The organism is Nocardia albiluteola, from assembly GCF_018860155.1.
Classification (GTDB): Bacteria; Actinomycetota; Actinomycetes; order Mycobacteriales; family Mycobacteriaceae; genus Nocardia; species Nocardia albiluteola.
This window is the reverse complement of the sequence record NZ_JAHKNI010000004.1, coordinates 509,534-530,592: the sequence shown is the minus strand read 5'-3', so window position 1 is coordinate 530,592 and position 21,059 is coordinate 509,534. Positions and strand designations below refer to the sequence as shown.

Below are 21,059 nucleotides of genomic sequence, written 5' to 3'. Positions count from 1 at the left end.
TCCTGCGACGAACTTGGGCCACAGGCGATCTCGCTCCGCGGTCGTCGCGACCCGGGCGTGCACCGGGCGGCGTTCCGCGCCGAGCTGGATGGTCGTGTCGGGGTGGGCACGCAGATTGTGGAACCATCCCGGCAGCGTCGGCTGGCCGGCCTTGGAGGCGGCGATGGCGATCGTGTCGCCGTCCCGCTGACTACCAGACGCGAAAAGATCTACATACCCCATTGAATCGCAGGACGCGCACTGATGGGCCGCCTCGTGACGCCCGGCACGCGCCGGGCGGGTGAACGACGGGGCGGCGTACGGTGCCGCCGCGGCGCCTGCACCGCGCGGGGAATGTCCTGCGACCGCGGCACTGCGGCCCCGGCGCGGCGGCAGGCATCGGGGTGGCGGGCATGGTCAGTGGTGGCCGCCGCCGTGCGAACCGCCGGAGGAGCCGCCGTGCGAGGAGCCGTTGGATCCGCCGCCCCCGGCGGAATTGCTGCCGCGTGCGGCCGTGCCGCCGAAGTGTCCGCCGCCGGTGCCCGCGGCCGAGGTCCCCGCACCGGTGCCCCCGGGGCTCGCACCGCCGGAGTTCGTGCCGCCCGGGCCGCTGGATGAGGCGCCCAGGCGCGCGCCGGTCGTGGCGCCGGAATGCACACCGGCGGAGGCCGATCCGTTCGATGTGGCCGCGCCGTCGGAGTTCGAGCCCGGGCCGGCGTGCGACGAGGCGGCGCCCGGAGCATGCAGCCCGGCGCCCAGGGTGCTCTGCGAGTTCGACACCGGGCCGGTGGAATTCGTGCCTGCGGGGGGATTTCCGGTGTCCGCCGCCGGGATGCCCGGGACGGTAGCGGCGGGCGGGGAATTCAGCGCGGGCGAGGGCGGATCGGATTGCGTCGGCGCGGGCGGGTTCGGGATCACCGGATTCGAGGCGACCGGGTTCGGGATCACGGGGCTCGACGCCGCCGGGTTCGGCACGGCGGGGTCGGGCGGTATGACATGGTCGGGGATGGACCGGCCCGGCATCGACGGGATCGACTTACCGAAGCCAGTCATCGGATTGACACCCGGGGCCGAAAACTGCTGTGCTACAGCGGGACCGGCACTCGGGGCGATGGGCGGCAGGCTGATCTCCGGTGTCTGGAAGCCGGGCGCCGGGAAGGCCTGCGCGGCGGGCGGGGTCCAGAACGGTAGCGGATTGGTGAACTGTGCCGGATCTGCATAGGTCGGGGGTATCAGGCGGTCGTTCGGGCCGCAATGGGTGCCGGACGGATCGACGCTGGTCGTTCTGCCCGCCCCGACCACGGCGGGTGAGACCGACACCTCTTGTGCGACAGGGCTGTACGAGCCCCAGCGCGGGGCCGGGGTCGTCACGGTGTCCACGCCCGCGGACAGGGCCGCGGGTTCGGCGTTCGCCCCCTGCGACAGCCGCAGGTCGGCGTTGCCGGCGGGCCCGGCCAGGGCGGGGGCGAATTCCAGTGCGGGACCGTCGGAGCCGATCGGCCCACCGCCGAGCATGGTGGCCGCGGACATCGCGACCGCCGAAACGACCGCGGCACTGGATAGTACGGCGGCCCCGCGCGCGTAGCGGCCAAGATTCGATCCGGTGTCCATCAGCCGCGCCGAGGCCAGGGCCGCCCCGAGGGCGACGGTGTGCGCCGGGTCGGGCGACATCACCATCGGGCGGCCCAATTCGTCGAGCACCTGCGCGACCTCGACCGGCCGCGCGGCTCCCCCGATCAGCAGCACGCGGTCGATGTCTCGCATCGTGAGCCCGGCCGCGTGCACGCAACGCCGTACCAGCCGAAGGGAATTGCGCACATTCCAGGTCCGTAATCGGCTGGTGTCCGAGGCCGGGACGACCTTGGACACCGGACAGGGCGCGCCCGGCGACAGGGCCCGGGCATACCTGGCCAGTATCGCGCCCAGCGGCCGGCCGCCGTAGTCGTGCGAGCGCACCGCCTTGCCGAGCACGCCGCGCTCCTCGCGATCGGCCTCGGTGCGGACGACCGCGATGTCCAGGCTGGTGCCACCGAGGTCGTAGACGAGGGTCACACCGTTCTCGGAGACACCGTATTCCGCGTCCAGCCACTCCACCGCGGCCACCGGTTCGGGCATCAACAGCGACTCGGACACGCTGGACCAGTCCAGGGCGTGCCGCAGCGCGGCGACTTTCTGCTCGGGATAGCAAGCGGGATAGGTGATTACGGGCTCGCCCTCGGGCTCGGCCGCCGAGACCAGGCAAGAGGCCACGGCGGCGACCAGATCTGCCGAGGTCCAGTTGCGCCCGCTCAGCACCATCGGCTCGACCTCGCGGGTGAGATCGGCGAAATCCGTTACCACGGGCGCGAATCGGGGCATCCCGCCCACGCGCGCACCCCCGGCGCTGTCGAAGGTGATCGCGGTACGACGCACCCGCACGGTAGGACGCTCACGATCTCCGGCAGTGGCCGCGCACACGGAGTTCACTGTGCCGATGCTCAAACCGAACCCAGCAGTCATTGCCATCCTGTCAACGCACCGAGACCACGGCCCCGGGCGACGAACCAGGTGGTCGCGGTCGTTTACCAAACAGCGATCACAGGTTAGCTGGTCGGTATCGTTCACGGATACCTAATAGGCAGAAAAGGTTTCGTACCCATTGGTCTTGATAGCAAAACCGCAGATAGACTGGCATCCAAGATGAAAATGGGCGACACGAAACATGCAAATCGCCCAATTAGCCATAAAACTAGCTACCTCGTAGTAAATAGCTTTGAATACCGACCGGTGCCCTGCGAATGGACCGCAACACCATTCGCACGTTCACGTTCGCCCAGGGATCGCAGGATGGCTGAATGGTTGCTGTCCCGTGCGGCGGGCGGAATACGGCACAACACCCAGCCCCGACAGACCGCCCGGTTTACGAGATTTTCGCTGAGCACACCGAAATCCGGCACAGCCACTGGCCGGGCATCGGCCGGGTAGTACACCCGGATCCCAGACTTACTGCAGCCCAGAGATATTCCAGCGCCACGAACCAACCGGTATCCACGGCACGACTTACCGCACCTCGAACCAGGTTGAACGGTCACCGCATACGCGCGCGGTACGTGAGGACGGCGAGGACAGCACCAGAAGACCCAACGGCCGCTACCGATCACATGTTCCCGCATGACCCGGCGTCGGCAGGGCCCGATTCGCCCCGGGAGCGCGAACCGAGCCCAGCCGACGCCCGAAAATCCGGCCACGACCGAGTCCCGATCGACGCCGGACCAGGTCGGGCTGCAACGAGGTATCAGGCGCGGGAAAGCAGGCCGCGCTTCCACCACGGGCGGGCGACGCCGCCACCGCGGATGGCGTCGGGGCGGCGGGCGGCGACCAGTGCGTCGAAATCGGCCGCGCCGGAGGCCGGTTCGGCCAGGCGGCCGGCGTTGAAGTCCTCGGCGAGCATCCGCACCGTCTGCTGGGCACAGGATTTGTTGGTGCCGATGAAGCCCGTGGGGCCGCGTTTGATCCAGCCGGTGACGTAGGCGCCCGGGAGGACCGCGCCGCCGGGCTCGGACAGCACTCGGCCCTCGTCGTTCGGGATCACACCGAGGGCATCGTCGAACGGTAGACCGGGCATCGGCACGCCCCGGTAGCCGACCGAGGCGAGCACCAGTCCGGTGTCCAGGGTTTCGGTCGTGCCGGTCGGCACCGCGCGCACGGCGCCGTCCGGGTCGGCGACCAACTCGTTGTGCGCCAGCTCGATTCCGGTGATGCGGTCGGCCCCGACCAGCGCGGTCGGCGCGGACCGATAGCGCAGCACGATCCGCTTGCGCGCGCCCACCGGCCGGTCGGCGACCCTGCGGAGCAGCCGCAGCTTGTGCTCCACCTGCTGCGGCATGCCCGGAACAGGTTCGGGCACATCGCCTTCCACGATGATGTCCACGTCGGCGCCCAGCAGCCCGACGAACTCCGGTACGGTGAAGGCCGATTCGGCCGGGCCGCGCCGGGCCAGGATCACCACTTCCTCGATCTTGCTGTGCCGCAATGCTTCCAGTGCGGCGGGCGAAATCTCGGTGTGCGCCAGCGATTCGGGATCCGAGGCGAGAATCCGGGCCACGTCCAGGGCCACATTGCCGTTGCCGACGATCACCGCGCGGCGTTGGGACAGGTCGAACTCGCGCCCGGCCTGGCCGGGATGACCGTTGTACCAGGCGACGAACTCGGTGGCCGAGACGCTGCCCGGCAGGCCCTCACCGGCGATCCCGAGCTTCCGGTCGGCCGAGGCGCCCACCGCGTAGATCACCGCGTGATGGTGTGCGAGCAGCTCCTTATGCGAAATGTGGTCACCCACAGTCACATTCAGATAGGAGCCGAACCCGGGCTGCGCGGAGATCACGTCGAACAGCCGGCTCACCTGCCGGGTCGCGGTGTGGTCCGGGGCGACCCCGTACCGAGCCAGGCCGTACGGCGCGGACAACCGATCCAGCACCGTCACCGCGACGTCCGGCTGGGTCAGCAGCTCGTCGGCGGCGTACATGGCCGAGGGGCCCGAGCCGACGATCGCGACCCGCAGCGGACCACCCTGCACCGGCGCGGCCGGCACCGGCCGCGCCAGCAGCGCACGCGGGCGCACCTGGCGGTAGAAGTCGGCGTTGATCTCGATGAACGGCTGCTGCTCCGCGGTCAGCCGCTTCGTCGAGACGATCGCGTCGACCGGGCAGGCCGTCGCGCACGCCCCGCAGTCCACGCACGCCTGCGGATCCACGTACAGCATCTCCGCGCTCAGGAAGTCGGGCTCGTCCGGCGTGGGATGGATGCAGTTGACCGGGCATGCGTAGACGCAGGACGCGTCGCTACAACACGACTGGGTGACGACGTACGGCACTGGACGCCCGCCCTTTCGACGATGGTGAGCCAGCGGAGCGCGCGGAGCGCGCGGAGCTGGCGAGTGGGTGGATTCAGGCGGCCTTCACCGCGCGCAGCGGCTCGGAGCGGTAGCGGCTGGTCGGGCCGTCGATACGCAGCAGCTTCCAGACGCCCTTGGCGATCGGATTCATCAGCCCGATCTCCCTGGCCAGGGCCCGAACATCGATGAAGTAGTCGCTGAATCCCTGCCGGGCTTCCTTCGAACCGAAGAACAGCTCCTTGCGCACGTCCTCGGGAATATCGAACTCGGCGAAGAACGCCTTGGGCGGCTTGACGATCGAGCGGCCCAGCAGCCACATGACGATCGGCATCATCACCGAGAGCGTCATCTTGCTCGCCGGATTCGCCTCGGGCACATGGCGCTTGAGGAACTCGTGCGCGAACGAGATGTGACGCGCCTCCTCCGCGACGTGGATCGCCATGACACCGCGCATGATCGGGTGGATCTCCTCGCCCGAGCGCAGGATCGCCTTCTGGATGTGGTCGATCGGCTCCTCGCCGGCGAGCACGGCCATGAAGAACAGGTTGGGGAACATCACCGCCACCGGCACGCCGAGGTGGCGCAGCTGGCGCACGAGCGGGCCCATGCCGGGCACGTCGGCGCCGATGCGGTTCACCATCTCCTGGAACATCAGCGTGTGGTTGAGTTCCTCGGACATCTCATGGGTGCAGTAGCGGAACTCGGGATCGCCGTTGGGCAGCGAGAAGGTGTGGTTCACCATGCCGCTGATCAGGATCGACTCGAACTGCAGGCCCACCTTGGCCACGTTGGCCTGGCGATACTTACCGATCTCGATTTGGCGCTGCACGGACTGCGCCCGATACCACGGGTGACGGCCGAGCGAGTCGGCCGAGACGGGCAGGATCCAGCGCTCCGGATTCGCTTCGGCATCGAAATCGGGGTTCTCCCAGTCGATATCCTCATACGGATCGAAGTTGCGGTTCACCGAGCCTTCCGAGAGCAGCATCAGCTTCGCGGCATATTCCTGCGCCTCCTTGACGACAGGATCGACGCCGGGGGTCGCGGCAACGGACGTCATCGTCTCAGCCTCTCCACTCGTGGGTAACTGTTTCCAATAGTTACACCAACTCGGAGTCACGTCAACCGCGCGGTCTCATCCGGCCAGATGTACCCCGTTGACCACGACGTTTCCGGCCGAAACGGCCGCGGCCGGTCCCACCAGCCCGACCAATACCGCGGCGCCGACGATGGCGACCGCCGCCGCGGCACGCACCAGCCGCCGCGGCAGCCGGGCCACGCCCGGACGCCGCTGGGCGGCGGCCTGCGCCGCGGCCGAACGGCGCGCCATGATCGCCGCGCCCTCGGCGATCGTGCGCTCGGGATCCGGTGCGACGATCACCGGACGGGCCAGCGCCTCGGCCAGGGTCTCGGCCACCTCGCGCGGGCGCGCCGCGCCCCCGACCACCAGCACGCGATCGACATCGGCCATCGTGACATCGGCTGTGCGCAGGCACCGGTAGACCACTTCCAGCGAGCGACGCACATGGGTGGCGCGCAGGTCACTGATCGCGGCGTCGGAATCGGCCAGCGACCGGGCGGGGGTATCGGCGCGTCCCCCAATTCCACCGGACCGGGCCGTCGTTGTGAGTTCCCGCCCGCCGCCCTCGCTGCCCCGGATCGTGCTCCGCGCTGCCTGCGAGGCCATCAGCGCGCCGAAGGCCCGGCCGCCGTAGTCGGGCGAGCGCAGCGGCACCCCCACCACCGGATCGGCGGGGGCGTCGGCACCGACGCGGACCAATGTCACCCCCAGATTCGATGCCCCGAGGTCGTAGACCAGCGTCAGGCCCGGGGCGAGCGGGCCGTGGGCGGCATCCAGCCAGGCCAGCGCCGCGATCGGCTCGGCGACCAGCACGGCCTGCGGCAGGCCGACCGTATCCAGCGCCTCGCGCAGTTCGGCGAGGCATTCGGCCGGATAGCCGATCGGATGGCTAACGGCCACGCCCGCATCGGGCGCGAGCGCGGCGCCGAACGTGTCGGTCAGCACGCTGTGCGCCACCGTCGCCACCAGATCGGCGGGCGAGAGGACGCGATGCCCGACGCGGGTCGCCGGGGCGCCGCGCTGGGTCAGATCCGCGAATTCGGCGAGGGCGCGACCGTGCTCGGGTATACGGCCCACCCGCGCCGTGCCGGCGCTGTCGAAGGTCAGGGTGGTGCGCCAGGTCGACGGGCCGGCACCCGCCCCTCCCCGGCCGAGCGGTCTGTCCGGCCCGGTTCCGCGCTGCGCCCGCGCACCGCCCTCACCCGTCGTGGCGCACACCGTATTGACCGTGCCGATACTGACTCCGAGCCCAACCGTCATCACACCCACCTCGTCGACGAGCCGCCTTGATGCAACCGGGATCCGACCGCGTCCCAGGCAACCATCCGCAACGAGCGCTGCCAACCACCGGACATGCGGTTGTCCGCGCGTGACATGGGCTGCGCACAGGTTTCAGTAAACCGGCCCGGCGTAGCCGACATTCAGCAAACGCTGCGGCCCGATCACTCCGCGGCGATCCGCACGACCATCTCCGTCGCCTGGTCCTCCCACTGCGCGTACCGCTCCGGGAAGGCTGAGGCCTGGGTGCGCTGGGCCGCCTGCCACAACGGCACGGCGGCGTAGTCGGGCACCCGCGAGAGCAGCGCGTCCAGGAACGCCCCGGCCGCGTAGGCCGGATCGGTCAGCTGATCGGGATCACCCCAGCCCGCCGAGGGACGCTGCTGGAACAGGCCCAGCGAGTCGTAATCCGCTGCGTCGGTGAGGTTGTGCAGCGAGGACTCCTGCATCGCGGTGGCCAGCGCGATCACCGCCGTGTACAGCGGCAGTTCGCGTGCGCGCACCACGCCGACGATCGCGTGGGCGTTCTCCCACTGCTCGGGGCTCGGCGAGAAGTGCCGCTGCGGCCCTTCCGGAGGAGGCGGAATCAGCTGCCCCGCAATGGGGGCGGCCTGCGCGAGCGGTGGCGAATCCGCGGGCAGTCGCGGCGAAATGCCGAGCGACCGCCGAACTTCGCCGGGCGGCGCCGCGAGCGCGGCGACCGGATCGGCATAGGTACGGGCGAGAGTCGGATCGGTCACGAGCGTGTCCGGCCCGTGATCGGAGCGGCCTGTGAACAATGCCAGCGCGCCGCAGGCCAGGACGGCGGCCAGCGAGATTCTCGGAATGGGCATGGAATCCGTGAATTCTGTGCAGCCGAGGCTCCCCACCCGATGCTCCCACCCGTTTCGATATCGCTCTTCCCGCGAGCATCAACCACGGTGATCGACAGGGACTGCCCGGACAGCAGATTCCGGGCGGGAGAAGCGATCGCGCATGTGCACGCGATCTCCTCGAGCTCACTTTCTTCAGACCGGCGGAATACGCTTACTCATTTCGCACGAGATGCATCAGACCACATTTCACCGATCTGAAACATCATCTAGCCACGGCGTGTCAAAAAGTATTCCGATTTCACGTGGCGGGAAGCTCCGGGATTCGGGTTGCTCGCGCGTATACCGTTTCACCGTCGGCCAGGTGCAGCGCCTCGGCGTCGCCGCGGGTGACCTGGGCGGTGAACACGTCGCCGGTCGCGGCATTGCGCAATTCCAGCCGGACCTCGAAACCCAGCACCACCACGCGTTCCACGGTGGCGCGGGTGACGCCCGCCGATTCCGCCGTGCCCTCGTGGGAGGCCAGCGCCATCTCCGGGTCCCGGCCGATGCGAATATCGTGCGGGCGCACCAGATGGCCGTTCAATTTCGCCACCGCACCCAGGAACGACATCACGAATTCGTTGGCCGGGCGGTCGTACACGTCCCCCGGGCTGCCGATCTGCTCGATGCGCCCGGCGTTCATGACCGCGATCCGGTCCGCGACGTCCAGGGCCTCCTCCTGATCGTGGGTGACCAGCACGGTGGTGACGTGCACCTCCTCGTGCAGGCGGCGCAGCCAGGTACGCAGGTCGGCGCGGACCTTCGCGTCCAGCGCGCCGAACGGCTCGTCCAGCAGCAGCACCTGCGGGTCCACCGCCAGCGCGCGGGCCAGGGCCATGCGCTGGCGCTGACCGCCGGACAGCTGCGCCGGATAGCGGTGCTGGAAACCGTCCAGGCCGACGATTCCGAGCAGCTCGTCCACCCGCTTGGAGATTTCGTTCTTGGGTCGCTTCCGGATCTTCAGCCCGAAGGCGACATTGTCGCGCACGGTCATATGTTTGAACGCGGCGTAATGCTGGAATACGAATCCGATATCGCGCTTCTGCGGCGAGACCCGGGTGACGTCGCGGCCGGAGATGGTGACCACGCCGGAATCCAGTGATTCGAGCCCCGCTATCGAGCGCAGCAGCGTGGACTTGCCCGAGCCGGAGGGGCCCAGCAATGCCGTCAGCTCGCCCGCGGGAATATCGATGCTGACATCGTCGAGGGCGGCGAAGGTGCCGTAGTTCTTCCGCGCATTCGCGACGGTGATCATCTGCTCGCCTCCGGAGCGGGTCGTCGAGGTCGTCATTTCACGGTGCTCCGCTTCCGTTCGAGAAGAATCATCAATGCGAGGGTGACCAGGCCCATTCCCATCAACAGGGTCGCCGCGCAGTACGCGCCGAAGACATTGCGGTCGTCCATGTAGCGCGCGTTCACCAGCAGCGTCAGCGTCTGACCGCCGCCGGGCAGTCCGGTCGAGACCATGATCACCCCGCCGAATTCGCCCAGCGCGCGGGCCACGGTGAGCACGACGCCGTAGGTCAGGCCCCACCGGATCGCCGGGAGTGTGATCCGCCAGAACGTCTGCCAGCGCGAGGCGCCCAGGGTGACCGCCGCCTGCTCCTGGTCGTCGCCGATCTCGTGCAGCACCGGCTCCACCTCGCGCACGACATAGGGCAGGGTCACGAACAGGGTGGCGATGACCATGCCGGGCAGGCTGAAGATCACCCGGAAACCGAGATGCTCGATGCCGCCGAACCATCCGCGCACACCCCATAGCATGATCAGCGAAACACCAACCACCACAGGCGAAACCGCGAACGGCAGGTCCACCACGCCCTGAACCAGCCTGCGGCCGGGGAAGTTTCCACGCACCAGCGCGATCGAGGTGACAATGCCGAACAGCACGTTCAGCGGGACGACGATCAGCACGATGATCATGGTGATGTTGAACGCCGAGATGGCCGCGGGCGTGGAGATCCAGTCGTAGAACTGCGCGATGCCGTGGGCGAAGCTGCGCCACAGAATGATCACCAGCGGCAGCACCAGCAGCACCAGCAGGTAGGCCAGCGCCACCACGCGCATCGAAATACGGCTCAGCGGTGAGAGTCTCATCGGGTCGCCAGCTCCTTGCGCGCGGTGCGGTCGGCGAACAGCCGCAGCGTAACCAGCACGATGAACGAGATGACCAGCAGCACAACCGAAACCGTGGCGGCGCTGACCGGCCGGTCCACCTCGATCTGCTGCTGGATGTACTGCGAGGCGACCTGCGTGCGGCCGGGAATGTTGCCGCCGATCAGCACCACCGAGCCGAATTCGCCGACGGCGCGGGCGAATGCGAGGGCGCCGCCGGAGATGATGGCCGGGGTCAGCGTGGGCAGGACGACGCGGTGGAAGGTGGTCCAGTTGTCCGCGCCCAGCGAGGCCGCGGCCTGCTCGACATCGCGGTCGGCCTCGAGCAGCACCGGCTGCACCGAGCGCACCACGAACGGCAGCGTCACGAACGCCAGCGCCACCACCACGCCCGGCTGGGTGGCGTTGAGGTGGATGCCGACCGGGCTGTCCGGTCCGTACAGCGCCAGCATGACGATGCTGGCGACGATGGTGGGCAGCGCGAACGGCAGGTCGATCAGGGCGTTCACGATGCTCTTACCGGGAAAATCGTCCCGCACCAGCACCCACGCGATCAGCGTGCCCATCACCACGTTGAGCAGTGCCACCAGCACCGACAGCAGCACGGTCACCCGCAGCGAATCCAGTGCGGCGGGCGCGGTGGCCGCGGACCAGAATCCGGACCATCCGGCGTCGAAGGCGTGGAACGCCAGCGCCGCGAGCGGCAGCAGGACGATCACGCTGAGCCACAGCACCGCGGTCGCGATGCCGAGCGGGCCGACCGATCCGGTCACCCGCAGCCACGATCTGCCGCCCGATGCGCCCGACGGCGCGGCGGTAGTTGTCTGGGTCACTATTTCGTCGCCTTGTCGTAGATGATCGCCACGCTGCCGGTGTTGGGCGTGAACAGCTGCTTGTCGACCTTCTTCCACCCGCCGAGATCAGCGATGGTCCACAGCTTCTGCGGCTGCGGGAAGTCCTTGCCGTATTGCGCGGCGATCTGCGGATCGACCGGGCGGTATCCGGCGTCGGCGAAGGCCCGCTGCCCCGCGGGGGTGTAGAGGAAGTCCTTGAACGCCACGGCCTTGTCGAGGTTGCGGCTGCTCTTCAGCACCGCGAACGGGTTCTCGATCTTGAACGTGGTCGGCGGCACGAAGTACTCGATCGGATCCCCCTGGCGCACGGATGCGATCGCCTCATTCTCGTAGCTGATCAGCACGTCACCGGTGCCCTGCAGGAACGTCTCGGTCGCCTGGCGGCCCGACTGCGGCTGCACCCGCACGTGGTCCTTGGAGATGAGCTTGCCCAGAAAGTCCAGCCCGGCCTGTGGATTCTTACCACCGTCGCTCTCCTCGGCGTAGGGCGCGAGCAGATTCCATTTCGCGGATCCGGAGCTGAAGGGATTCGGCGTCACCACCTGCACGCCCGGCTTCAGCAGATCGTTCCAGGTGTGGATGCCCTTCGGATTTCCCTTGCGGACCACGATCGCGACCACCGATCCGAACGGAATGCCCTTGTCCGCGTCGGCATTCCACTCGGGATCGATCAGTCCCGCGTCGACCAGGCGGGTGACGTCCGGCTCGACGGACAGATCGACGACATCGGCCTGGGCGCCCGCGGCGACCTTGCGCGACTGGTCGCCCGAGGCGCCGTAGGACTGCTTGACCTGCACCCCGGAGCCGGCGGAGGTCTTGTTGAAGGCGGGCACCGCCTTGTCGAACGCGGGCTTGGCCGTGGAGTAGCCGAAGAGGGTCAGGGTGACCTTCGCGCCGCTGCCCGACGCCGCGCCGGGGACATCGCTGGTACCGCCGCTGCAGGCGCTCAGCAGCGCCACCGCGAGCACGGTCAGCACGGCAGCGGTCGAACGCCGGGCGCGGAGCCCGTTGCTGCGAGACATTCGGATGTGGGACCTTTCCTGCTGCCCGCCGGGCCGCCCCTGCGACCCCAGCGGATATCTGAAGTGCCGCATCCGTTGCCTCACAAGCGATTTCGGCAACGGCGCGGCCGGGCCCGAGGGCCGCCGGAATTACGGACACATCTGCGAGAAACCGATCGCGCTCATATTAGGCGCGCGGTAGTGTCCGCCCTATCAGCGACAGTAGACGTCAGCGACGACGAGGCAGCCGACCGCGATCAACGCCAATTCATGGCGGACCCGCGGCACAGCACTCGACGACACGGGCAGACTGTAGCAGAGCGGAATGAACCGCCGCGACCTACGACAAAAGCAGCTGAGCTCACCCACCCCGCCGGCCCGCAAGCTCCGCCGGCTCACCAGCCCCGAGGGGACACATGACAGAGGCTCCGGACCGCATCCGCCGCGAGTTTCCCGGGATCAGCACCCGCGCCTGGGAACATCCGGCCGACCGCACGGCGCTGGTCGCGATGCGCACCTTCGCCGGCTTCGACACCGTGCTGCGCACCCTGTCGGGGCTGCTGCGCGAGCGCCAGCACCGGCTGATGTACCTGGCCACCGCCGTGCGCGTGGACGAGCGGCAGTTCAAGACGCTGCACGACCTGCGGACCGATGCCGTGCGCATCCTGGACGCGGAGGTCACCCCGGAGATGTACGTGCTGCAGGATCCGGCCGCCAACGCCTTCACCATCGGCATGGACACCCCGTTCATCGTGGTGACGACCGGGCTGATCGAACTGCTCGACGTGGAGGAGCTGCGGTTTATCGTCGGGCATGAGCTCGGCCACGCGCTGTCCGGGCACGCGGTATACCGGACGATGCTGATGCATCTGCTGAATTTCGCCGCCAGCTTCGGATGGATGCCGATCGGCGGCTGGGCGCTGCGCGCGATCATCGCGGCGCTGATGGAGTGGAGCCGCAAGTCCGAGCTGTCCGGCGACCGGGCCGGGCTGCTGTGCGGGCAGGATGTCGAGGCCTCGGTGCGGGTGCACATGAAGCTGGCCGGTGGCGCGATGGTCTCCGAGATGAGCCACGCGGCATTCCTCGAGCAAGCCGACGACTACGACCGCACCGGCGATCTGCGCGACGGCGTGCTCAAGCTGATGAATCTGGAGCTGCAGACCCACCCGTTCTCGGTGCTGCGCGCGGCCGAGCTGCGGCGCTGGATCGCCGCGGGCGACTACGACCGGATCCTGGACGGCCGCTATCCGCTGCGTGAGCAGGACAAGAGCGCGAAGATCAGCGACGAGATCAAGGAGGCCGCGCGCGCCTACAGGGAGAACTTCGACGCCTCGGAAGACCCCCTGATCCGCACGGTGCGGAATCTGAGCCGCGATGTCGGGACCGCAGTCAGCACCGTGGGCCAGGAGGTCGGTGAGACGGTGTCGAAGATCGGGAAGAAACTGGGCCTGTAGGCCCGGCGACTAATCCTCGTCGGTCTCGGGCGGGCTCTCGAGCAGATCCAGGACCCACTCCTCGGAGGCGGTCTCCTCGCCGTCCTCCTCGCTCTCCTCGATCCGCAGGCGGTTCGACAGGCGCACGCCCAGGCCGAGCAGCTGGGCCGCGCGCACCATCTCGATCGCCTCCTCGGGGGAGGCGTAGTGGGTGGCGATCAGGCGGGGCCCCTCTTCGAGCTCATCGGTTTCGAGCAGCTGAGTGAGCTCGGCGAAATCCTCATCGGTTGGCATGGGCAGGAGCGTACCCCGGGCAACCGACAACGGCAGCGCGTTTTCCCCGCCGCCGGGGAACGCCGCCGTCAGGGCGGTCATCCGCCCGCGCGGGGCCGAGGCAGGCTGCCGTGGCGACCTCACACCTACTAGGCTGGGGTCGTGCACAGCATTGCCGGATGGTGGGACAGCGTCGAGCTCTGGGTCGCCGGCCTGCCGTTCCTACCGCAGTTCGCGGTGGTGCTGGTCGGGATGGTCCCGATCAGTTTCGCCATCGCGTACCTGCTCGATCGTGCGCTGCGCGAGGCGCTGCGGCTGCTCGGCCGCGATCGCGCGGCGCAGCCGGAATCGGTACGGCCCGAGCTCGTCGGGCCGCAACAGCCGGCGCTCGGCGCGGACGATCCCGAGCTGGCGACCGGCGACGCGATGCCCGGCACGCACGACCTCGCGGACGATGCGCGCCCGCTCTCCGGCGCCGCACGCGGCTGACAGAAAGAAACGGTGTAATGCCTCGCTCACGGGTGCAGTTGGCCCTGGTCGCTCTGCTGGTGCTGGTGATCGTGGCCTGGCTGCTCACGCGCTGACCAGCTGGGGCCGTCACCACCGGACATCCCCGATGGTGGACGTCGCCGCGGTGACGGGCGAATGATGGGGCTATGCCGTCCTATGACGAACCGCTCAGCGACGAACCCGACGACGAAGCCGGCAACGACCCGACCCATCATCCGGTCATCCCGGACGATGTCCTCCCGGAACCCGAGGGCCGCGACACCGGGCCGGTCGCCGGGCATGGGGACGGCGAGGACGACCAGCTCACGGAGGACTACACCATGCCGTCGCTGACCCACAAGTCGGTCTTCCCACCGATCGACGACTACGCCTTCCTGTCCGACTGCGAGACCAGCTGCCTGATCGCCAAGAACGGCGCGGTCGAGTGGATGTGCCTGCCGCGGCCGGATTCGGCCAGCGTGTTCGGCGCGATGCTGGATCGCAGCGCCGGGCACTTCCGGGTCGGCCCGTACGGGGTCAACGTGCCGGCCGCCCGCCGCTACCTACCCGGCGGCATGATCGTGGAAACCACGTGGCAAACCGACACCGGCTGGCTGATCGTGCGCGACGCGCTGGTGCTGGGCCCGTGGCACAACAACGACAAACGCAGCCGCACCCACCGCCGCACCCCGATGGACTGGGATGCCGAGCACATGCTGCTGCGCACGGTGAAATGCGTCAACGGCGTGGTCGAGCTCGAGGTCAGCTGCGAGCCCGCCTTCGACTACCATCGTGCGCCCGCCCGCTGGGAGTACACCGGCCAGGTCTACGAGCAGGCCACCGCCAGCGCCCCCGCCGAGCACGAATCCGATTGCACGACAATCACTCTCACCACCGACCTGCGTCTCGGGCTGGAGGGCCGTGAGGCGCGCGCCCGCACCCGGATGAAGGAGGGCGACGAGGTGTTCGTCGCGCTGTCCTGGTCCGAGCTGCCCGCGCCGCGCACCTACGCCGAAGCGTCGGAGAAGATGTGGGCGACCACCGAGTGCTGGCGCCAGTGGATCACCCTGGGCAAGTTCCCGGATCACCCGTGGCGCGGCTACCTGCAGCGCAGCGCGCTGACCCTCAAGGGCCTGACCTACGCCCCTACCGGCGCGCTGCTCGCGGCGGCCACCACCTCGCTGCCGGAAACCCCCGGCGGAGAACGCAATTGGGACTACCGCTACGCCTGGGTGCGCGACTCCACCTTCGCGCTGTGGGGCCTGTACACCCTGGGCATGAACCGCGAGGCCGACGACTTCTTCGCCTTCCTGCACGACGTCGCCACCGACGGCAACGGCGAATCGCTGCCGCTGCAGGTGCTCTACGGCATCAGCGGCGAGCGCACCATCACCGAGTACGAACTGGGCCACCTGCACGGATACGACGGAGCCCGCCCGGTGCGCATCGGCAACGGCGCCTACAACCAGGACCAGCACGATATCTGGGGCACCATCCTGGATTCGGTGTATCTGCACGTGCGTTCGCGTCAGCAGGTTCCGGAAACGTTGTGGCCCATGCTGCAGAAGCAGGTTCACAGCGCGATCGAGCACTGGCGCGAGCCGGACCGCGGCATCTGGGAGATCCGCGGCGAGCCACAGCATTTCACCTCCTCCAAGGTGATGTGCTGGGTGGCGCTGGATCGCGGCGCGCGGCTGGCCGAGATGCACGGGGAGACCGACTACGCCAAGAAATGGTCCGAGATCGCCGACGAGATCCACGCCGACATCCTCGACAACGGCGTCAATGCCGAGGGAATCTTCACCCAGACCTACGGCCGCGACACCCTGGACGCCTCGCTGCTGCTGGTGGTGCTGCTGCGCTTCCTGCCCTCGGACGATCCGCGGGTGCGCAAGACCGTGCTGGCCATCGCCGACGACCTGACCGAGCAGGGCCTGGTGCTGCGCTACCGCACCGACACCACCGACGACGGCCTGTCCGGCGTCGAGGGCACGTTCACCATCTGCTCGTTCTGGCTGGTGTCCGCGCTGGTGGAGATCGGTGAGGTGCAGCGCGCGCGGCACCTGTGCGAGCGGCTGCTCGGCTATGCCAGCCCCCTCGAGCTGTACGCGGAGGAGATCGATCCGCGCACCGGGCGGCACCTGGGCAACTTCCCGCAGGCATTCACCCACCTGGCGTTGATCAATGCGCTGACCCACGTGATCCGCGCCGAGCAGAAGATCAGCTCGGGCGAATTCCATCCGGCACACCGCAGTTCGTGAAAATCGCAGGGCCGTGAACACTCCTCGTCATCCCGGCGCAATGCCAGGATGACGAGGAGTGGGCGGGTACACCTATGCCGTGACGGCGTCCGCGCGCTCGCGGATTTCGCGCAGGCGAACCAGCGACGATTCGATCTCCGACAGCCGGCGGTCACGGATCGGGCCGGACTGCTGTGCCGCGGCTTCCTCGGTGGCGCGCAGGGATTCATCGACCGAGCGCAGGGTCTGGTTGGCGATCTCGGTGAAATGGTCGCGCAGGGTGCGCTGTACCCCGCGCAGGCGCTTGCGCGACTCCATGCTGACCTGGAAGATCACATCGTCCATCAGGCGCGCGACCGCGACCTTGGCCTCGGCCTGGCGACGCTCGCGGCGCAGCCTGCGGTCCTCCCACAGCGCGTTGATGCCCAGCAGCACCGCCGCGGCGCCGGAGTAGACGTTCACCGGCGGGATCCCCAGCACGCTGGCCAGCACCACGCCGACCATCAGCAGACCGCCGTACGAGCCCCGCATGATGTTCAGGATCGGTTGGATCACACCAACTTTCGCGGAGGTGAGGGGTTCGAGGGAGGCCACCGGCTCGAGCACCTCGGCCGAATTCTCCAGGCGCAGATCCGGCAGCCTGGCCTCGTCGGCGCTGGGGAACTTGGCCGCCACCTCCTCGGCCAGTTCGACCGAGCGGTAGTGCGCGATGACGAAGTTCTCCTCCACCGACTCGGTGATCCGCGCATCCAGATCGGCGCCGAAGGCATCCCAGCGGCGGGCCGGATCGCGCTTGCGGATCTCGGTCTCAGCATCGCGCACCAGGCCGCGCAGGCGCTGGCGCAGGTCGTGCTCGATATCGGCCATCAGATCCGAACAGCCGTCGGCGAGGGTGATCTGCCAGTTCGCGGTCCGCTGACGCAGCTCGTCGGCCTCGCTGCGTGCGGTGCGCAGGCGCTCGGTGATATCCGACAGGCGACGCGGATCGCGCAGGGTCTCGGCCTCGCTGCGCATCGACAGCGCCAGATGATCGGTGATGGTGCGGATATCGCGCACCGCGGCGTCGCGGGCCAGGGCGTCCGCGCGGCGCAGCACGTACTCCCGCAGATGGTCGATCAGCTGCGGCACACCGGATTCGATGTCACGACGATGATCCCCCGCAGTCTGCAGATGCCGCTCCGCCGACACCGGCGCAATGGCGAATCCCAGCCCGGCCTCGTCGAGCAGCTCGCGGTTGCGCTGCTGCACACGCGACCAGAACGGATGCAGGTCGATCTTGTTCAGCACGCAGATCACCGTCGGGCACACCTGCTGGATACGCGCCAGCAGCAGAATCTGCTCGGCGGTGTACTCGTTGCCCGCGTCGGTGACATACAGCACCGCATCCGCGGCCGCGATCAGTGACCAGGTGGTGGGGGTGTCACCGGGCGTGCCGGGGGCATCCATCACCACGAAGCCCTCGGCCAGGAACGGGCTCGGTTCGGTGAATTCGGCCCGGACCACTCCGCCCGCGGCGAAAGCGACCTCCGGATTCAGCGGATCGACCGGGAGCCGCTCGGTGCGCAGGCCGGTGACCGAGCGGACCAGGGTGGCCGTGGACTGCGGGCCGTACTCGGCGATCACCGGCACGCTGACCACGCTGCCGGTGGCACTCACCATCGTCCCGACCAGGCCGTTGACCAGCGTGCTCATCCCGTTCTTGGGCGCGCCCACCACCACGACCCGCACCCGCGGATCCGCGACCCGGGATCGGGACATGCTCAGGCGCGCGGCCAGATCGGCCCGCCCGGCGGCGCGTGTGAGCCCGAGCAGCTCGTCGAGCTGCCCGAGCAGCGGCCCCATGGCCTCGGGGTTCTTGACCACGGCCGATTCCAGCGCCGTCACAACACGGAATGCAGGTCGGGGAAGCCGTGAACCGGGAGGTGCGAGGGGTAGAGCTCGGTGCCCGGGAGCAGGCCACCGGACAGCAGGCTCGCGGGTACCGCGCTCAGGCCCGCGTGCGAGCCATCGTCCCAGGGCGTCGATTCGTTCGAATTCATCACGTGTGCAATGGGTTTCATCGGGAGGCCGGGTTCGAGCGTGGGCAGCACGAGCGGGGCGTGTGGCGCGAGGTGCGCGCCGCCGTCCTCGCCGGGAACCGACACGGTCGGCGGCGTGTCATGGGTGGGCACGGATGGCGTGTGGGGGGAATCGTAGGTCGGGGCCGCGGCGTGGGTCGGCACCGGCTCGCGGGTGGGCGGCGCATCGTAGGTCGGGGCCGGGAGGTGCGAGGGGGCCGAATCGTGGCTCGACGGCGTGTCGTGACCGGGCATCGGAACGGTGGAATCGGCCGCACGCGGAGCGGTGGTCGAATTGTCCGTGCCGGTGGAGCCCGGGTGAGCGTGCGTGGTAGGAGTGTCGGCGACCGTCGGGGTCGGGTGGGTGGGGGTGGTGGCGTCCGAACCGCCGGTGGTCGGATGCGGGTGCGTCGTCGAGCCGTCCGAGTTCGTCGAGCCGGGGTGGGGGCGGGTCGTCGGGCCGTCGGTGGCGGTGGGATGCGCGGGCGTCGTGGGGACGTCGGCGCTCGTCGAACCGTGCGTACCGGGATGCGCGGCGGTGGTCGGATCGACCGCGGTGGACCCGTCGGTGCCGACGTGCGCACCGGTGGTGGGCAATCCGGACTCGTCGCGGGGTGTGTGGGTGGGATCGATGGTGTGGCTGGGGGTTTCGGTGCCTGACACCGGAACCGGCGCGATGCTGATGCGCGGGATCGTCGGCAGGCTCGGCTCCGGCCTGTCGACCGGCGTGGGGGTGGGTGCGGGGTGCTCGCCATGCGAGGAGCCGGGAGGCGTGGCGGGACGCGGGATGCCGAAGAAGGTCGCCGGGCTGACCGCCACGGCGCCGATGCCCAGCCCGAACGCGGGTCCGTGCTCCGGCAGCGCGACGGCCAGCGGGTGCACGGCGGCATCGGAGTGCCCGGGCTGCAGGGGGGTCGTGACGACCGGCTGCGCGACGGCGACCGCCGGGGCCGTCACGGCCGCGAGCGCGGGGGTCGCGACGACCGGCTGCGGCATGGCCACGGCCGGGACCGCGGCCAGGACCGGCGGTGGCGAGACGGCGGGCAGCGCCGCACCGAGGACCGGCGCCGGACCGGCGGGTAGGGCCGTGGGGATGGGCGTTGGCGCGGCCATCGCCACACCCGGCACACCGGCGATCCCCGGCACCGAGGTCGGCGAGGTCCCCGGAAGAACGACGCCCGACACCGGCGCCGCCGCGGGCGCACCCGCCGCGGTACCGAAGGCCGTGGATGGGATTCCGGGCGCGGCACCCGGGGCTCCGGTGAACGCGGCGGGGAGTGCCGGCCCAGCGGTCGGCGCGACGCCCGCGATATTCGCCGGGCCCGCATCGCCCATCCCGAGTTGCGCCCCGAGCAGGCCGGAGTTCACGCCCGGAACGAATGCGGATTCGGGTCCCAGCGCACCGCCCGGAAGGTGCTGCGCATCCGGCCAGCCGCCGTAATTCCCGTAGTTGTCGAGCTCCTCGCCGATATCACCGACGCCGACATGGACCGTCGTCTCGACGCTCAGCCATACCCCGTCCGCCCCGACGTGCGCGTCCAGATCCGTCGACGCGTCGAAGAAGGCGCCGAAACCGCTACCGACACCGTCGAATCCGGTGCCCGGGCCGAATCCCGCGCCCTCGAAGCCGTAGTCGCCGGGCAGGTGGAAGCCGGGGAGCGATCCATCCGGAATCGCGTGTGGCGCAGCATTGTCCGGGCCGAACTGTCCGAAATCCGATCCGTCACCGAAGGTGTTGTCGCCGAGGTCGATCGGCCCGATCGTGCTCCCCACAGCGGCCTCGGGTGAGAAGCCCGTGCCCGGCGAACCGTCGGCCGCGATCGCGGCGGCGGCCGGATGCATGCCGGGCAGGCCGAGATTGTTTGCGCCGGAGTTGAAGCCGGGGATGTGGAAGCCGGGAGTCGAACCACCGGGGGTGCCGTTGCCCAGACCCGGGATGCCGTTGCCCAATCCCGGAATGCCACCGTTCAGACCGGGAATTCCGTTGCCCAGGCCCGGTACGTCGGCGCCGGGCAGATGACCGCCCTGCGGCGCGCCCGGAGCGCTTTCGATGTTGGGAACCAGGCTCGGGCCCTGGGCGCCGCCGTCCGTGCCCGGAATCCCGTTCATCCCCGGAATCTTGTTCAGGTCGGGCATGCCGGGGACATGATCGTCCCCGTTCGGCCCGATCTGAAAGTGGAAGGACAGGCCCGGCGGGCCGTCCTGCGGCGCCAGTGCGCCGGGAGCATGGTTGCCGTGTGCGGGGGGCACCGAATCGGGCGACGGATCGGGGTAGGTGACGACCGGTCTCGGTGCGTTCGGCTGCGGATCCTTGACCGACCAGCCCGCGATCTGGCTCTCGTCCTCGGAGTGCGGTGTCGTCGGTGTGGCGCCGCCCGAGGCGATCAGCGCGCCGCCGGTGACGTATGCGCCTGCCCGGGCGATCCGGGCCACGCCGCTCGCGAGGCGGTATGCGGTATCACCTGCGTGAGTGCCCGTATCCCCGGCGTCTGCATCGCTGGGCAGGTCACGCGTCATACACACTCCGCTCTC

The 21,059-nt window shown here is 69.3% G+C and carries 16 protein-coding genes and 1 pseudogene; 3 read left to right on the top strand and 14 right to left on the bottom strand.

The features are described from left to right. Positions 1-3: 3 nt before the first annotated feature. The 11 genes and pseudogenes from KO481_RS44760 to KO481_RS44755 form a co-directional block, all read right to left on the bottom strand. Positions 4-222 (bottom strand): annotated as a pseudogene (locus KO481_RS44760) (nitroreductase/quinone reductase family protein); the annotation flags it as partial. A 174-nt stretch (positions 223-396) separates the two neighbouring features. After that, the gene (locus tag KO481_RS15475; protein WP_215917790.1) at positions 397-2,397 is read right to left on the bottom strand and encodes an Hsp70 family protein; all 2,001 of its coding nucleotides are present in this window, start codon (positions 2,395-2,397) and stop codon (positions 397-399) included. A gap of 856 nt (positions 2,398-3,253) precedes the next feature. Beyond that, positions 3,254-4,831, bottom strand: a complete 1,578-nt coding sequence (locus tag KO481_RS15470) for a 4Fe-4S binding protein (protein ID WP_215917789.1) — start codon at positions 4,829-4,831, stop codon at positions 3,254-3,256. Between the two features lie 73 nt (positions 4,832-4,904). Next, entirely contained in the window at positions 4,905-5,912 is a 1,008-nt protein-coding gene (locus tag KO481_RS15465) for an AurF N-oxygenase family protein (protein ID WP_215917788.1), read from the bottom strand. 75 nt (positions 5,913-5,987) lie between these two features. Then, positions 5,988-7,193, bottom strand: a complete 1,206-nt coding sequence (locus KO481_RS15460) for an Hsp70 family protein (protein ID WP_215917787.1) — start codon at positions 7,191-7,193, stop codon at positions 5,988-5,990. 182 nt (positions 7,194-7,375) lie between these two features. Then, a complete protein-coding gene (locus KO481_RS15455; protein WP_215917786.1) occupies positions 7,376-8,044 on the bottom strand; it encodes a hypothetical protein in 669 nt (222 codons plus the stop codon). A gap of 280 nt (positions 8,045-8,324) precedes the next feature. Further along, the gene (locus KO481_RS15450) at positions 8,325-9,320 is read right to left on the bottom strand and encodes a sulfate/molybdate ABC transporter ATP-binding protein (RefSeq protein ID WP_215917928.1); all 996 of its coding nucleotides are present in this window, start codon (positions 9,318-9,320) and stop codon (positions 8,325-8,327) included. Positions 9,321-9,352: 32 nt separating this feature from the next. Next, positions 9,353-10,162, bottom strand: a complete 810-nt coding sequence (cysW, locus tag KO481_RS15445) for a sulfate ABC transporter permease subunit CysW (RefSeq protein ID WP_215917785.1) — start codon at positions 10,160-10,162, stop codon at positions 9,353-9,355. After that, the gene (gene cysT, locus KO481_RS15440; RefSeq protein ID WP_308166620.1) at positions 10,159-11,013 is read right to left on the bottom strand and encodes a sulfate ABC transporter permease subunit CysT; all 855 of its coding nucleotides are present in this window, start codon (positions 11,011-11,013) and stop codon (positions 10,159-10,161) included. The genes cysW and cysT overlap by 4 nt, the downstream gene beginning before the upstream one ends. Next, a complete protein-coding gene (locus tag KO481_RS15435; protein WP_215917784.1) occupies positions 11,013-12,056 on the bottom strand; it encodes a sulfate ABC transporter substrate-binding protein in 1,044 nt (347 codons plus the stop codon). Before KO481_RS15435 ends, cysT begins: the two co-directional genes overlap by 1 nt. 192 nt (positions 12,057-12,248) lie before the next feature. After that, positions 12,249-12,323, bottom strand: a complete 75-nt coding sequence (locus KO481_RS44755; protein ID WP_372452044.1) for an Ms4533A family Cys-rich leader peptide — start codon at positions 12,321-12,323, stop codon at positions 12,249-12,251. Between the two features lie 128 nt (positions 12,324-12,451). Between KO481_RS44755 and KO481_RS15430 the strand changes: the two genes are divergently transcribed. Next, positions 12,452-13,489, top strand: coding sequence for a M48 family metallopeptidase (locus KO481_RS15430; RefSeq protein ID WP_215917783.1), 1,038 nt, complete (start codon positions 12,452-12,454; stop codon positions 13,487-13,489). 9 nt (positions 13,490-13,498) lie between these two features. On the opposite strand, the gene KO481_RS15425 is transcribed toward KO481_RS15430, so the two are convergent. Continuing rightward, positions 13,499-13,762 (bottom strand): hypothetical protein, encoded by a 264-nt coding sequence (locus KO481_RS15425; protein WP_215917782.1) that lies wholly within the window; start codon positions 13,760-13,762, stop codon positions 13,499-13,501. 141 nt (positions 13,763-13,903) lie between these two features. Here KO481_RS15425 and KO481_RS15420 point away from each other — a divergent pair, with 141 nt between their 5' ends. Together KO481_RS15420 and KO481_RS15415 are read left to right on the top strand one after the other, a co-directional pair. Further along, the gene (locus KO481_RS15420) at positions 13,904-14,230 is read left to right on the top strand and encodes a hypothetical protein (RefSeq protein ID WP_215917939.1); all 327 of its coding nucleotides are present in this window, start codon (positions 13,904-13,906) and stop codon (positions 14,228-14,230) included. 341 nt (positions 14,231-14,571) lie between these two features. Then, positions 14,572-16,491 carry a glycoside hydrolase family 15 protein gene (locus KO481_RS15415; protein WP_215917926.1) on the top strand — a complete coding sequence of 640 codons (1,920 nt, stop codon included), beginning with the start codon at positions 14,572-14,574 and terminating at the stop codon, positions 16,489-16,491. A gap of 72 nt (positions 16,492-16,563) precedes the next feature. Here KO481_RS15415 and KO481_RS15410 read toward each other — a convergent pair whose 3' ends face one another. Then, the gene (locus tag KO481_RS15410; RefSeq protein WP_308166619.1) at positions 16,564-18,354 is read right to left on the bottom strand and encodes a P-loop NTPase family protein; all 1,791 of its coding nucleotides are present in this window, start codon (positions 18,352-18,354) and stop codon (positions 16,564-16,566) included. Continuing rightward, on the bottom strand, positions 18,351-21,044 hold the full coding sequence (locus KO481_RS15405; RefSeq protein ID WP_215917781.1) for a hypothetical protein: 2,694 nt from the start codon (positions 21,042-21,044) through the stop codon (positions 18,351-18,353). The genes KO481_RS15410 and KO481_RS15405 overlap by 4 nt, the downstream gene beginning before the upstream one ends. Positions 21,045-21,059 lie beyond the last annotated feature (15 nt).

What these genes read in the sequence shown, in the direction of transcription:
- KO481_RS15465 (WP_215917788.1), bottom strand. Translation starts at nt 5,912, where the DNA reads ATGACGTCCGTTGCCGCGACCCCCGGCGTCGATCCTGTCGTCAAGGAG.
- KO481_RS15460 (WP_215917787.1), bottom strand. Translation starts at nt 7,193, where the DNA reads ATGACGGTTGGGCTCGGAGTCAGTATCGGCACGGTCAATACGGTGTGC.
- KO481_RS15455 (WP_215917786.1), bottom strand. Translation starts at nt 8,044, where the DNA reads ATGCCCATTCCGAGAATCTCGCTGGCCGCCGTCCTGGCCTGCGGCGCG.
- KO481_RS15450 (WP_215917928.1), bottom strand. Translation starts at nt 9,320, where the DNA reads ATGATCACCGTCGCGAATGCGCGGAAGAACTACGGCACCTTCGCCGCC.
- cysW (WP_215917785.1), bottom strand. Translation starts at nt 10,162, where the DNA reads ATGAGACTCTCACCGCTGAGCCGTATTTCGATGCGCGTGGTGGCGCTG.
- KO481_RS15435 (WP_215917784.1), bottom strand. Translation starts at nt 12,056, where the DNA reads ATGTCTCGCAGCAACGGGCTCCGCGCCCGGCGTTCGACCGCTGCCGTG.
- KO481_RS15430 (WP_215917783.1), top strand. Translation starts at nt 12,452, where the DNA reads ATGACAGAGGCTCCGGACCGCATCCGCCGCGAGTTTCCCGGGATCAGC.
- KO481_RS15425 (WP_215917782.1), bottom strand. Translation starts at nt 13,762, where the DNA reads ATGCCAACCGATGAGGATTTCGCCGAGCTCACTCAGCTGCTCGAAACC.
- KO481_RS15415 (WP_215917926.1), top strand. Translation starts at nt 14,572, where the DNA reads ATGCCGTCGCTGACCCACAAGTCGGTCTTCCCACCGATCGACGACTAC.
- KO481_RS15405 (WP_215917781.1), bottom strand. Translation starts at nt 21,044, where the DNA reads ATGACGCGTGACCTGCCCAGCGATGCAGACGCCGGGGATACGGGCACT.